Origin of the sequence: Sporichthya polymorpha DSM 43042 (genome assembly GCF_000384115.1) — a bacterium.
Lineage (GTDB): Bacteria > Actinomycetota > Actinomycetes > Sporichthyales > Sporichthyaceae > Sporichthya > Sporichthya polymorpha.
In genome coordinates, this window is the sequence record NZ_KB913029.1 from 1,176,369 (window position 1) to 1,188,922 (window position 12,554).

14 protein-coding genes are annotated in these 12,554 nt (G+C 72.3%); 8 read left to right on the forward strand and 6 right to left on the reverse strand.

Going from position 1 to position 12,554, the window contains the following annotated elements; translation table 11 throughout:
- The first annotated feature begins 183 nt into the window (after positions 1-183).
- Entirely contained in the window at positions 184-1,347 is a 1,164-nt protein-coding gene (locus tag SPOPO_RS0105820) for an aminotransferase class I/II-fold pyridoxal phosphate-dependent enzyme (protein ID WP_019873850.1), read from the forward strand.
- Positions 1,348-2,061 carry a DNA alkylation repair protein gene (locus SPOPO_RS0105825; protein ID WP_019873851.1) on the forward strand — a complete coding sequence of 238 codons (714 nt, stop codon included), beginning with the start codon at positions 1,348-1,350 and terminating at the stop codon, positions 2,059-2,061.
- A gap of 18 nt (positions 2,062-2,079) precedes the next feature.
- Here the strand turns inward: SPOPO_RS0105825 and SPOPO_RS0105830 are convergent, their stop codons facing one another.
- Entirely contained in the window at positions 2,080-2,715 is a 636-nt protein-coding gene (locus SPOPO_RS0105830) for a helix-turn-helix transcriptional regulator (protein WP_169577164.1), read from the reverse strand.
- A gap of 99 nt (positions 2,716-2,814) precedes the next feature.
- Here SPOPO_RS0105830 and SPOPO_RS0105835 point away from each other — a divergent pair, with 99 nt between their 5' ends.
- From SPOPO_RS0105835 to SPOPO_RS0105850, 4 genes are all read left to right on the forward strand, one after another.
- A complete protein-coding gene (locus tag SPOPO_RS0105835; RefSeq protein WP_019873853.1) occupies positions 2,815-3,921 on the forward strand; it encodes a globin domain-containing protein in 1,107 nt (368 codons plus the stop codon).
- Positions 3,922-3,996: 75 nt separating this feature from the next.
- Positions 3,997-4,200: a DUF2795 domain-containing protein gene (locus SPOPO_RS27995; protein WP_019873854.1), complete on the forward strand. Its 204-nt coding sequence runs from the start codon at positions 3,997-3,999 to the stop codon at positions 4,198-4,200.
- A gap of 80 nt (positions 4,201-4,280) precedes the next feature.
- Entirely contained in the window at positions 4,281-4,490 is a 210-nt protein-coding gene (locus SPOPO_RS34200) for a hypothetical protein (RefSeq protein ID WP_156869605.1), read from the forward strand.
- A 57-nt stretch (positions 4,491-4,547) separates the two neighbouring features.
- Positions 4,548-5,516, forward strand: coding sequence for an NADPH:quinone oxidoreductase family protein (locus SPOPO_RS0105850; RefSeq protein WP_028984551.1), 969 nt, complete (start codon positions 4,548-4,550; stop codon positions 5,514-5,516).
- An 80-nt stretch (positions 5,517-5,596) separates the two neighbouring features.
- Here SPOPO_RS0105850 and SPOPO_RS28000 read toward each other — a convergent pair whose 3' ends face one another.
- From SPOPO_RS28000 to malQ, 3 genes are read right to left on the reverse strand one after another with little or no spacing between them, the layout of a single operon-like run.
- Positions 5,597-6,529: an alpha/beta hydrolase gene (locus SPOPO_RS28000; RefSeq protein ID WP_019873857.1), complete on the reverse strand. Its 933-nt coding sequence runs from the start codon at positions 6,527-6,529 to the stop codon at positions 5,597-5,599.
- Positions 6,526-7,278, reverse strand: a complete 753-nt coding sequence (locus SPOPO_RS34730) for a hypothetical protein (protein ID WP_019873858.1) — start codon at positions 7,276-7,278, stop codon at positions 6,526-6,528. The genes SPOPO_RS28000 and SPOPO_RS34730 overlap by 4 nt, the downstream gene beginning before the upstream one ends.
- 18 nt (positions 7,279-7,296) lie before the next feature.
- Complete coding sequence (gene malQ, locus SPOPO_RS0105865) at positions 7,297-9,192, reverse strand: 4-alpha-glucanotransferase (protein ID WP_211210857.1); 1,896 nt, start codon at positions 9,190-9,192, stop codon at positions 7,297-7,299.
- 120 nt (positions 9,193-9,312) lie between these two features.
- Here malQ and SPOPO_RS34205 point away from each other — a divergent pair, with 120 nt between their 5' ends.
- Entirely contained in the window at positions 9,313-9,513 is a 201-nt protein-coding gene (locus SPOPO_RS34205; RefSeq protein WP_156869609.1) for a hypothetical protein, read from the forward strand.
- Positions 9,514-9,747: 234 nt separating this feature from the next.
- On the opposite strand, the gene SPOPO_RS0105875 is transcribed toward SPOPO_RS34205, so the two are convergent.
- Positions 9,748-10,476 (reverse strand): SDR family oxidoreductase, encoded by a 729-nt coding sequence (locus SPOPO_RS0105875; protein ID WP_019873861.1) that lies wholly within the window; start codon positions 10,474-10,476, stop codon positions 9,748-9,750.
- Positions 10,477-10,581: 105 nt separating this feature from the next.
- Here SPOPO_RS0105875 and SPOPO_RS0105880 point away from each other — a divergent pair, with 105 nt between their 5' ends.
- On the forward strand, positions 10,582-11,055 hold the full coding sequence (locus tag SPOPO_RS0105880; protein WP_019873862.1) for an RrF2 family transcriptional regulator: 474 nt from the start codon (positions 10,582-10,584) through the stop codon (positions 11,053-11,055).
- A 3-nt stretch (positions 11,056-11,058) separates the two neighbouring features.
- Here SPOPO_RS0105880 and SPOPO_RS0105885 read toward each other — a convergent pair whose 3' ends face one another.
- The gene (locus SPOPO_RS0105885) at positions 11,059-12,504 is read right to left on the reverse strand and encodes a M1 family metallopeptidase (RefSeq protein ID WP_019873863.1); all 1,446 of its coding nucleotides are present in this window, start codon (positions 12,502-12,504) and stop codon (positions 11,059-11,061) included.
- Between the last annotated feature and the right edge of the window lie 50 nt (positions 12,505-12,554).

The following is a 12,554-nucleotide window of genomic DNA, read 5'->3' on the forward strand; positions in this document are numbered from 1 at the left end:
CCATATCTGACCGAGCGTCAGGGTTGCCTACCCAGCAAATTCTCAGGTGGTTCGCGGTCTGCCTGGGGATCTTCTCCCTCGCGCTCCGCCAGGCCGCGCGCATCGCCGTGGTCGTGCTCGGCGAGGGATCCGGTACGCCGACCGGGAAACTCGACCGAGCACCCCGCGGGCTACCTTGACCGGGTGACGAGCCGGTTCCAGATCGCTGCGCGGGCCAATGTCCCGCCGTTCCACGTGATGGACCTGTGGGCGGCGGCGGGCCGGCGGCAGGCCGAGCACGGGGACGTCGTCAACCTCGTCGCCGGACAGCCGATGACGCCGGCCCCGGCACCCGTGCGCCGCGCGGCGGCGGCCGCCCTCGAGAACGACCTGCTGACCTACACGGTCTCGCCGGGCATCCCGGAGCTCCGCGCGGCGATCGCGGAGCACCACGGCCGCTGGCACGGGATCGGCGTCACCGCCGACGACGTCCTCGTCACGACCGGGTCGAGCGGCGGGTTCCTGCTCGCGTTCCTCGCGGCGTTCGAGGCCGGTGACCGCGTCGCGATCGCGCGGCCCGGCTACCCCTGCTACCGCAACGTGCTGACCGCGCTCGGGTGCGAGGTCGTCGAGCTGCCGACGGGTCCGGCGGACCGGTTCCAGCCGACGGTCGCGATGCTCGAAGCCCTCGCCGAGCCGGTCAAGGGTCTCGTCGTCGCGTCGCCCGCGAACCCGACGGGGACGATGCTGCTGCCGGCCGAGCTCGCCGCGCTGGCGAGCTGGTGCGAGGCGAACGGCGTGCAGCTGATCAGCGACGAGATCTACCACGGCATCTCGTTCGGGGACGCGCCCGAGTACAGCAGCGCGTGGGCGACGAGCCGCGAGGCGATCGTCTTCAACTCGTTCTCCAAGTACTTCTCGATGACGGGCTGGCGCATCGGCTGGATGCTCGTGCCGGAGCGGCTGCGCCGGACCGTGGACGGGCTCAACGGCAACTTCACGATCTGCGCGCCGGCGCTCTCGCAGCTCGCGGCGATCGCGGCGCTGACCGAGGAGTCCTACGCCGAGTGCGAGGCGAACGTCGCGCGGTACGCGGGGAACCGGGCGCTGCTCCTGGACGGGCTGCCGAAGCTGGGCCTGGAACGGCTCGCGCCGGCGGACGGCGCCTTCTACGTCTACGCCGACGTCGGGCACGTCACCGAGGACTCGATGGCGTTCTGCCACCGGATGCTCGCCGAGACCGGCGTCGCGACGGCGCCGGGAATCGACTTCGACGTCGTCGAGGGCCACCGCTTCCTGCGGCTGTCGTTCGCGGGGACGCCCGACGACGTCCGCACCGCGCTGGACCGGTTGGCGGGCTGGTTGTAAGTGGGTTCGTTGGCGAGTGTTGCCGAGATCGAGGCGGCGCTGGCGGCCGTCGGGGACCCGGTCCGCGCGGACCACGAGCGTCGGTACCTCAAGAGCACGCGCGAGCACTACGGCACCGGCATGCCGGCCGTCCATCGCATCGCGAAGGGCGTGGGACGACTGGACCACGCGGCGCTCGTCGACCTGGTCGAGGCGTTGTGGGCGCACCCGGCGTTCGAGTGCTCCGCGGTGGCGGTGGATCTGCTCGTTCACCACGTCCGGACGCTCGGCCCGACGGACCTGCCGCTGATCGAGCGGATGATCCGCACCGCGGGCACGTGGGCGCTGGTGGACGGCCTCGCGGGCAACGTCGTCGGCCCGATCGCGGACACGCACGCGGAGACCGCGACGGTGCTGGACCGGTGGGCGGGCGACGACGACTTCTGGGTGCGGCGCTCGGCCCTGTTGGCACATCTCGTGCCGCTCCGCCGCGGGGGCGGGGACTTCGCGCGCTTCGTCCGTTACGCCGACGCGATGCTCGACGAGCGTGAGTTCTTCATCCGCAAGGCGATCGGGTGGGTGCTCCGCGACGCGGCCCGGAACCGGCCGGAGATGGTCTTCGACTGGCTGTTGCCGCGCGCGGCACGGGCCTCGGGGGTGACGATCCGCGAGGCAGTCAAGCACCTGACGGAGGATCAGCGCGCGGCAGTGCTCGCGGCGCATCGGGGGTCGTGAGGCGCCCCGGAGCAGGCGTCAGCGGGCGATGCTCGCGGTGCAGCGTCCCGGCTCGACGAACGCGCGGAGCTCGGTGACCTGCAGGCCGGAGTCGAGGCCGTTGAGCACGCACTGGATCAGTGCGCGGTGCATGCCGCAGACCAGGCCCGGCTGCTCGCGGGCGACTTCGAGGAACGGGCAGTGGCGCAGGTCGACGTGCAGCCCGTCGTCGGCGACGGCGACCTCGGGGGCGAAGCCGATCGAGTCCAGGATCTCCCTGAGGTGGCCGGCCACCGTGGCGGCGTCGCCGGCGTTGGCGCGCGTGCTCGGGCGCGCGCCGGTCTCGGCGAGGAGGGCCTGGCCCCAGGCGTCGCCGGTGCGCTCGGCGAGGGCGACGTCGCCGGACTCGGCGGTCGCGTGCGCGAGCATGCGCGAGAGCAGCAGGTAGTTGCGGCTGTCCCGATGCGTCACCGGCCGGAACAGCTGCCGGGGCCGACCGCGGCCGCCCCGGGAGTCGGTCGCCTGCTCGGCGAGGCCGTCCGCGACCAGGCGGCGCAGATGGAAGCGCACCGTGTTCGGGTGCAGGTCGAGCTGCGCCGCGATCTCCTCGATCGCAACGGCCCGGCCGAAGCCACGCAAAGCGGACAGAACAGCCCCGCGCCGGTCAGAGACCACCGTGCTCCCTTGATCGCAAATGTTCCACCAGGCACCCGGGCCTCAATTTTTCCAATTATCCTCGTAGAAAATCACGCCCGCTCCAATCGCAGGTGAGGGATGGCCGAAGACCTGATCAAGGACAGTTTCGCGGTTGTCGAGCCCGAGGCCGACCGCGTGGCGTCGTACTTCTACGCGCGGCTGTTCATGGAGGCCCCCGAGCTGCGTGAGTTGTTCCCGGTCGCCATGGACCTCCAGCGCGACCGGCTGTTCGGCGCGCTCGTGCGCATCGTGCAGGGATCGGACCAGCCGGAGTTTCTGGACGGCTTCCTCGCGGGCCTCGGCCGCGACCACCGCAAGTTCGGTGTGAAGGCCGCGCACTACGAGGCGCTCGGCCGGTCGCTGCTCGCCGCGATCGCGCGCTACGCGGGCCCGGCGTGGACGCCCGAGGTGCAGAACGCGTGGGTCGAGGCGTACGCGCGGGTCGCGCGCACGATGATCGAGGCCGCGCGGCGCGCGGCGCTCGACACGCCCGACTGGTGGCTCGCGGAAATCGTCGAGCACGAGGAGCGCGGGTCGGACATCGCCGTCGTACGGCTGCGTCCGGATCAGCCGTTCCCGTACGAGGCCGGGCAGTACTGCTCGGTCGAGACTCCGTGGTGGCCGCGGGTGTGGCGCAACTACTCGATGGCGACGGCACCGAACAAGGACAACCTGCTCGAGTTCCACGTCCGCAAGGTGGACGCGGGCTGGGTCAGCACGGCGCTGGTGCGCAAGGCGCGGCCGGGCGACGTGGTGCGGATCGGGCACGCGACAGGGACGATGACCGCGGACCGCACGTCGGACCGGGATCTGGTTTGCATCGCCGGCGGCACCGGGCTCGCGCCGATGAAGGCGATCATCGAGGACATGGGCCGGTGGAACTGGTACCGCCGGGTGCACCTGTTCGTCGGGGCGCGGACGGTCGAGGAGCTCTACGACCTGTCCGCGATCAACGGTCTGGCGCGGGCGTACGAATGGCTGAATGTCGTGCCCGCGATCTCCGACCAGCCGGACTTCCCCGGTGAGCAAGGGGTCGCCGTGGACGTCGCGCTCCGGCACGGCGACTGGCGCAATCACGACGTCTTCATCTCCGGCTCGGCACCGATGGTGCGCAATTCCATCGACCGCCTGCTGATCAGCGGCGTCTCGCTGTCGCGCATCCGCTTCGACTCCTTCGGTGACTGACGTCCCCCCGGTGAGGGCGCGCCGATCCGGGTAGGGGGTCGACGAGGCAAATCGACGCCGAAGGAGGCCACGCCCGTGCCGTCCCTGCCCACGTCCGCGGCGATCCGTGACGCGCTGAACGCCGCCGACTTCCCCGCGAGCAAGGAGCGACTGGTCGAGTACGCACAGACCGCCGGCGCCGAGATCGAGGTCGTCCGCGCGTTGCGCGCACTCCCCCTGGCCAACTACGGGAGCACCGACGAGGTGATCCGGTCGGTCGGAACGTCAGATCCGTTCTGACGACCGCCCGCTGACCGTCAGTCATTTGATGTGACGGGCATCACATCAGTTTGGTCTGTCGTGCGGGGTAGTTCCCCGCCATGCATGCGCGCCACCAGCCACGAGCGGTCGCGGTCGCCCAGGGGCTCAATCACCTGGTGATCGTGGTCGGCGCGTTCTTCTTCGCGCTCGCCATGGCGGCGGTCGCGGTGCAGGGCACCGGGCCGCGGACGGTCGAGGTCAACTTCCCGCACCGGGCCGAGCTGCAGACCGGGCCGACCGCCCCACTGGACGCGGCCCCGCCCCGCTGATCACGCCGGCCTGCTGAGCCGGAAGAATCCCGTTCGAGCGGAGAGGACGGGGTGGTCATGCGTGCCGTGCAGGTGACGAAGCTGGAAGGGCCGGAGTCGGTCGAGATCGTCGAGATCGCCGAGCCGACACCGGAGCCCGGTGAGGTCGTCATCGAGGTGCACGCCGCCGGGTTCGCGTTCCCGGACGTGCTGCAGACCCGCGGGATGTACCAGTACCAGCCCGATCTGCCGTTCACGCTCGGGAGCGAGATGGCGGGCGTCGTGCGCACCGCGCCCGCCGACAGCGGGCTCGCGGCGGGCGATCGCGTGGTCGCACTCGGCATCAATCGCGGGATGGCGGAGGTCGCGTGCATCCCGTCCTCGCAGGTGTTTCGGCTTCCGGACTCGGTGCCGATGGAGCAGGCCGCCGGACTGCTGTTCAACGACCTGACGGTCCATTTCGTCCTGACGAAGCGCGCCGGCATGGTCCGGGGCGAGACCGTGCTCGTCCACGGCGCGGCCGGCGGCATCGGCGTCTCGGCGCTCCGGCTCGCCCCGGCGCTCGGCGCCGGGCGCGTTCTCGCGGTCGTCAGCGACGAGGCGAAGGCCGCCGTCGCCCGCGAGGCCGGCGCGGACGACGTCGTGCTCGTCGACGGCTGGCTGAACCGGGTCCGCGAGCTGACCGGGTCCGGCGTCGACGTCGTCGTCGACCCCGTCGGCGGCGACCGCTTCACCGACAGCCTGCGTTCCCTCCGCCCCGGCGGCCGGCTGATCGTCGTCGGCTTCACCGCCGGCGAGATCCCCACGGTCAAGGTCAATCGCCTGCTGCTGAACAACATCGACGTCCGCGGCGCCGGCTGGGGTGCGTGGTGGATGACCCACCCGGGCTATCTCCACGAGCAGTGGGCCGAGCTCGAACCCCTCTACGCCAACGGCGCGATCAAGCCCCTACCCCTTACCGTCCTCCCGTTCGACCAAGCCCTCGACGGCCTGCTCGCCATCGACCGGCGCCAGGTCACGGGGAAGATCGTGCTGAAGGTGCGCTGACCCGCCCTGCACTGGAGATGTCACCAACGCAGTCACAACGTCAGCGGGATCGAGCGCTATAGCGCGCGATCTCGCTGACGTTACGGGGCGTCAGAACCCAGCGCCGAGCGGAGGAAGGTCCCGACGGAGGTGAGGGCGTCGCGGGCGGCGGGGACGGGGCCGGCGAGGCTGAGGAAGCCGTGGACCATGCCGTCGTACCGGGTGGTGGCCGCCTCGACGCCCGCATCGACGAGCGCGGCGGCGTAGGCCTCGGCGTCGTCGCGGAACGGGTCGTGCTCGGCGGTCACGACGAGCGTCGGTGGCAGGCCCGCGAGGTCCGTCCGCGGCGGGACGAGGCCCTCACCGCCGGAGGGGGCGTACATCGACCACCCTGAGCGGACGAGGTCCGCGCTCACCAGCGGGACCCCCGAGACGTCCGGGACCTCCGCGGTCAGCACCGGGTACAACAGCGTCTGCGCGCGCAGCGACGGCCCACCCTGGTCCCGGGCCCGCCGGGCCGTCAGCGCCGCCAGGGTCCCGCCCGCGCCGTCGCCGGCGATCGCGATCGCGGTCGGGTCGATCCCCAGATCCTCGGCGTGGTCGGCGATCCAGGTCAGGGTCTCGAAGCAGTCGTCCGGGGCCGCGGGGAACGGGTGCTCCGGCCCGCGGCGGTAGTGCACGGCGATTACGGCGCAGCCCGACGCCGCGGCGAGCGAGCGACACAGGGTGTCGTGGCTCTCGAGATCGCCGAAGAAGAACCACCCGCCGTGGACGAACAACACCGCCGGCAACGTCCCCGGCGCCGGACGGTAGACCCGCAGCCCGATCCCCCCGAGGCGCCGCGGGATCGTCACGTTCCGGACCTCGTGCAGCTCCGGCGCCGCGCCGGCGAGCCGGTCCGCGAACCGTGCGAACACCCGCCAGCTCGGGACGTCGGTCGGGCGCACCTCGGCCGCGATCGAGGCGAGTTCGGCCAGCGCGGCCTCGACGCCCTCCCCGACCTCGACGGTGCACGCCAGCGGCAGACCGGTCACGTCGAGCTCTCCTCCCGGTTCGAGCTCGCCAGCCACAGCGAGTCCAGGTGGGTGTCCGTGCCCGGCACGGTACCGACGAAGGCCGAGCGCCAGCGGACATCGGCACCCGCGGCCGTCACCGCCTCGTCGTGAACGACGCCGAACTCCGCCGCCGCCTCGGCGGACGTGAGGAACCACAGCCCCAGCACGACGTCCAGGGCCGCGGCGGGACCGTGGCGGAAGTTCACCGCTCGCGGCACGTCGCCGACGACGAGCCCGACGCCCGGCCGCTCGCACAGCGTCCGCGCGACCCCCCGGTACGTATCCGCGTCACCGGAGACGAGCGCGAGCACCACCGCCGGGTACCGGCGGTCCAGCGCCAACGCCGGCGGGACCCCGTCAACCGCGGAGGCCTCGGCCCACGGCGCCGGGAGCCACCACACCCGCTTCACCTTGCCGGGCGCAGTCATCCGGCCGGCCGCGATGAGGACCGGGATCTGCTCCACGCACCAGGGCCAGAAGGTCGAGCCGTCGTCGGCGAGCCAGTACGCGTTGAGCAGCGTGCCGACGTCGGGGTCGTCGGCGACGCGGTGGCGCTTCTCGACCGCCCTCGCCACGAACCGCCCGCCCGCGAGAACGCCCGGCCCGAGCAGCGCGCCGCCGTAGAAGTGGTCGCGCTCGTACCAGCGGTTGAACTCGACCTCGGCCCCACGGTCGGGGTCGATCAGCGTCAGCACCGCGCTCCCGAGCGGCGTCACGTAACCGGTCATGCCGCCACTCTGGCGGACCTACGCCGGCGCCGGAGGCTCCGGGGGGTCCGTCGCGGCGCGGACCTTCTCCACCACCTCGCGCACCAGCGGCCGGTGCTCGAGCTGCGCGAGGTCGACCGGCAGCGGGACCGACCAGTTGGGCCGCCCACCGTCGGCGCCGGGGATGTTCGGACGGTCGGCCGCTCCGGCGACGTCGTCGAGCGCGACCGTGAGCAGCAGGCTCGGGGTCTCGGCGAGCAGACCGTAGGCCCCGGCCACCGCGTCCTCGACTGACGCATCGTCAGCCAGACCTGCGCCCGCGGCGAGGCGGTCGCGGATCTCCGTCGTCCCCTCCTCGTTCGGGTCCATTCCGAGCTGACGTTGCTCGTCGAGGTCGGACCCGGTCCACAACCCCGCGACGGTCGGGAGGTCGTGCGTGGTGACCGCAGCCATCGCCTGCTCCGGCCAGGACGCCGGCTCGTCGGACTCGAACCACAGCAGCCGGTAGGACAGGATGCCGCGCTCGGCCATCGCCTCCCGGACGCCGGGCTCGACGGTCCCGAGGTCCTCGCCCACGACGAGTGCCTGCGCACGCCAGCTCTCCAGCGCGACGATGTCGAGCAGGTCCTCGGACGGGTACCGCACGTACGCGCCGTCGGTCGGCGAGGCACCGCCCGGCACCCACCACAGCCGGAACAGGCCCATGACGTGGTCGACCCGCAGCCCACCGCCCGCGGTCATCGACGCGCGCACGGTCTCGATGAACGGCTGGTACGCGGCGTCGACCAGGCGCCACGGCACGAACGGGGGCAGCCCCCAGTCCTGGCCCTTGGTGTTGAACTCGTCCGGGGGTGCACCGACACTAAGGTCCTCCGCGAGCAGTTCCTGCCACGCCCACGCGTCGAACCCGCCCGGGTCGACGCCGATCGGCATGTCCTGAATCAGCGCGATCCCCCGGCTGGCGTCCTTGAGCTGACGCTGCGTCAGCCACTGCAGCCAGCAGTAGAACTCGATGCGGTCGGCGTGCCCGGCCGCGAACGCCGTCACCGCGGAGGATTTCGGCGTCCGCAGCGGGGTCGGCCACGACCGCCAGCCCGGCCCGAACTCCTCGCACAGCACGCACCACGTCGCGAACTCGTGCAGCGACGGGCCGGACGTCCGCATCCACGCCTCGAAGTCCGGGCACGGGTCGCGGCGTCGGATCGCCCAGACCTGCACGAGCGCGCCGAGCTTGAGCCGCCACACCTCGTCCCGGTTCAGGTGCGGGTCCGCGTTCAGCGCACGGCCGGCCTGCGCGGCGTGCTCGACCTCGGGCACCGCCGCCGCTCCCGGCACGTTCTCGACCGCGAGGTACAGCGGGTTCAGGAACCGCCGGCTCGCGGGGTAGTACGGGCTCGACTGCTGCGGCGTCGTCGGGGAGACGGCCTGCACCGGGTTGACGAGGACGAACCCGGCCCCGAGCTCACGGCTCGACCACCGCGCCAGGCGGCGCAGGTCCTCCAGGTCGCCCATCCCCCAGCTGCGCGCGGACCGCATCGCGTAGACCTGCGCGGCCCAGCCCCACATCCGCCGCTCGGGCAGGTGCGCCCGGCCCGGGCCGAGGATGAGCCGCCGCGCGCGGCCGGCGGAGCCGATCATCGCGTGGTACCCGTACGGCAGGTCGGCGGGGAAGAAGTCCGCCACCTCGCGCGTCGAGCCGTCCTCGAGGACGAGGTAGGCGTGGCCGTCCGGCACCGGCTCACCGGGACGGGTGACCAGCGGCCGCGGCGGACGGTCGTCCGGCGGCGTGCCGATGCGTTCCCGGATCGTCTCGAGGACCTCGGGCGCGATCGTGCGCAGAGTGCCGCTCGCGTCCAGGAACCGGTCGTCGATCCCCCACGCGTCGGTCACCGGAGCGGACTTGTCGTCGGAGGACATGTCGTTGGGGGCAGCCACCCGAACCTCACAGACCTGGAGCAGGTGAGCAAGAACTCCCACCGAACCGGGGCCGGAAACCCCCAGCGCCGCGGAATTGCGCCGGAAGCGGCGCCGGCGTCATCGGCGCAGCGTCGCCGCGTGCAGGACAGCCCGCTCCCGGGCCAGGCGGACCTTGCGGGGATGAAGTCGCCGCCGCAGGGCGCGGGCCTCGGCCAGCTCGGCGAGGAGAATCTCGCGGCGGCGCAGCCGCAGCTCCTGCTGGGCGGCCGCTTCACGCCCCTGCGGATCCGGCTCGGCGGCCTCCTCGGGGGCCTGGCGGTCGGCGTCGGAAATGGTTAAACCCTGCCCGGCCCCTCGGGGTTACACCCCGAGGCGAAGAATTAAGCCGATTCAAAGGTCGTGGCGGGTCCTAAATCGGCAAAACCGGGGTACACCTGTATTCGGGATAGGAAGCCCGCAACCCACCCGCAGCTCGGGCAGCAGGTCCGCCAGCCGGTGACTTGTAGCTGTGGGTTAAGGCACCCACCACGTTGTGGGTGCCTTTGCGTGTCCGGACCCGGGCGCCGGCGACCGTCATTGCGCGGCGAACCAGGTCTCCCAGTCGGGCCCGCGCAGGAGCGCGCCGGGACCGGCGAGCATCGACCCGCCGGCCATGCTCGCCGGCGCGGGCACCGCCTCCACGCGCACCTGCTCGCCGGTGCGGGCGACGACCCGCTCGACCAGGGCGACCAGTCGCTCGACCTTCGGCCCGGCGAGGTCGACGTCGCCGTCGACCTGCCCGGTCGCGGCTTCGAGCAAAAGCTTCACGATCTCGTCGGTCGCGACCGGTTGGGTCGGGACGTCGATGATCCGGGTGACGTCCCCGTCCCGGAACCAGCCGAGCATCTGGCCGGCGAACTCGTGGAACTGCGTCGCCCGGACGATCAGCGCACCCGGGGCGGTGGCGCGCGTGGCCTCCTCCTGCGCCACCTTGGCGACGTAGTAGCCGTAGTCGGGGCTGCGGTCGGCCCCGACGATCGAGAGCACGACGGTGCGCGGCACGCCGGCCTCGCTCGCGGCCTTGCCGAGGTTCTCCGCGACCGTCACGAAGAACTCGGTCGACTCCTGCTCGTCCAGGGTGGGGCTCTGGGTCACGTTGACGACGGCGTCGACGCCGGCGAGCGCCTCGACCAGCCCCGCGGGCTGCAGCAGGTCGTACCCGGTGCTCGGGGAGAGCCCGACGACCTCGTGGCCCTGCGCCGTCGCCAGCGCGACGACCTGGCGACCGATCAGACCGGTGGACCCGGCGACGGCGATCCTCATGACTGCTCCTCGGTTCGGGCGACGGCCCGGGCGTGAACTCGGATATTTGCTGTCTGCGTTTCCATCTAAACACGGACAGAACAAATCCGCGATACCCTCGCGTGTGTGAAGTTGGCCGCCGGGGTGGAGTGGGCGATCCACTGCTGCGTCGTCCTGAGCCGCGCCGACGGACCGGTGCCGGCGCCACGCCTGGCGGAGTTCCACGGCGTCTCGCGGACGTACCTCGCGAAGAGCCTGCAGGCACTCTCCCGCGCGGGGCTGGTCTCGTCCACCGAGGGCCGGGTCGGCGGTTACGTCCTGAACCGGCTCCCGACGGAGATCACGGTGCTCGACGTCGTCCTCGCGGTCGAGGGGGACGCCCCCGCGTTCCGCTGCACGGAGATCCGGCAGAACGGCCCGTTCGCCGCCTCGCCCGAGCAGTGCGTGCGCCCCTGCGGCATCGCGGCGGTGATGGCGAAGGCCGAGCAGGCCTGGCGGGACTCGCTCGCGGCGACGACGATCGCCGACCTCGCCGCCTCCCTCGCTGACCTCGTCACCCCCGACGAGGCCCGCGCGGTCAGGGAGTGGTTGGCGCAGTAGGGGTCAGGACGGCGCCGGGCCGCCCGGGCCGGGCAGCGTCGGCCGGGAGCCGGTGAACAGCCAGGTGTCGAAGAACCGGCCGAGATCACGGCCGGACACCTTCTCGGCGTGGGCGACGAACTCGGAGATGGTCACCGCGTCGCCGGCGCGCTTGGTCGCCCAGCTGCGGAGGATCCGGAAGAAGGTCGAATCCCCCACCACCTGGCGCAACTGATGGAGCGTCATGGCCCCGCGGACGTAGACGGCCCCGTTGAACAGGTTCTCCGCGCCGGGGTCGCCGATGCGGACCGACCAGAACTCGAGGTCGTCCGCGTACGCCTCCCACGTCTCGGCGAACCGCTTCGCCGCGGACTGCCCGCCGGTGCGCTCGGTGTACAGCCACTGCGCGTAGGAGGCGAAGCCCTCGTTCACCCAGATGTTGCGCCAGTCCGCGAGGCGGACGTTGTCCCCGAACCACTGGTGGGCGAGCTCGTGCACGACGACACCGACACCCGAACCGCCGGGCGCGAAGAACTTCGGCGCGTACACCGGGCGGGTCTGCGTCTCGAGCGCGAACTCCGCGGCGGCGGCGTGCACGATCGCGCCGCCGATGTCGTACGGGTACGGCCCGAACATCTCGGCCAGGGTCGCGATCACCGTGGACTGCTGGGCGAGCGCGTCGCGCGCGAAGTTCGGGCCGAGGATGCGGTCGACGGCGTCCCAGTACCGGATGCCGTCCTTCGTGTACGCCGTCAGCTCGAGGTCGCCGACCGCCAGCACGACGAGGTAGGACGCCATCGGGTCGTCGGCGCGCCAGGTCCACACCGTCCGCCCGGCCGCGCTGCGTTGCTCGGCGAGGACGCCGTTGCTGACCGCCGTCAGCCCGGCCGGGACGTCGACCTCGACGGTGTACGTCGCGCGGTCGGTCGGGTGGTCGTTGACGGGGAACCAGGTCGTCGCGACGTGCGGCTGCCCGGTGAACACCGCCCCGGTGAGGGTGCGATGGAAACCGCGGGCCTCGGTGCCGGACAGGGTCGGGTCGGGGATGCCGGCGTAGGTGACGACGACGGTGAACGTGCGCCCCTTGGTGAGACCGGCGGCCGGGGTGATCTCCAGCTCCTGCCCGGTACGCGCGAAGCGGGCCGCGGCCCCGTCGACGGTGACCTTGCGGACGTTCAGCCCGACCAGGTCGAGGTTGAACCGCGCGAGGTTCTGCGTGGCCCTCGCCGAGATCGTCGCGACCCCGGCGAGGTGGCCGGGCAGCGGGTCGTACCGCACGGCGAGGTCGTAGTTCTGGACGTCGTACCCGCCGTTGCCGTCGCCCGGGAAGTACGAGTCCCCGACGCCGGCGGCCCCGGGGACGAAGGCGTCCTGCGCCTGCGCGTTCCCCGGGGCCGTGAGCGCCGCTCCGACGAGGGAGGCGGCCGCGAGGGCGAGCCCGGACCGCAGCGGCAGGCGAAATCGGCGCATACCGCTCAGAGTGCCATGCCGATCGCCGCGCTGCGGGCCCGTCAGCTCGC

What these genes read in the sequence shown, in the direction of transcription:
- SPOPO_RS0105835 (WP_019873853.1), top strand. Translation starts at nt 2,815, where the DNA reads ATGGCCGAAGACCTGATCAAGGACAGTTTCGCGGTTGTCGAGCCCGAG.
- SPOPO_RS34730 (WP_019873858.1), bottom strand. Translation starts at nt 7,278, where the DNA reads ATGACCGGTTACGTGACGCCGCTCGGGAGCGCGGTGCTGACGCTGATC.
- SPOPO_RS0105875 (WP_019873861.1), bottom strand. Translation starts at nt 10,476, where the DNA reads ATGAGGATCGCCGTCGCCGGGTCCACCGGTCTGATCGGTCGCCAGGTC.
- SPOPO_RS34200 (WP_156869605.1), top strand. Translation starts at nt 4,281, where the DNA reads ATGCATGCGCGCCACCAGCCACGAGCGGTCGCGGTCGCCCAGGGGCTC.
- SPOPO_RS0105850 (WP_028984551.1), top strand. Translation starts at nt 4,548, where the DNA reads ATGCGTGCCGTGCAGGTGACGAAGCTGGAAGGGCCGGAGTCGGTCGAG.
- SPOPO_RS0105885 (WP_019873863.1), bottom strand. Translation starts at nt 12,504, where the DNA reads ATGCGCCGATTTCGCCTGCCGCTGCGGTCCGGGCTCGCCCTCGCGGCC.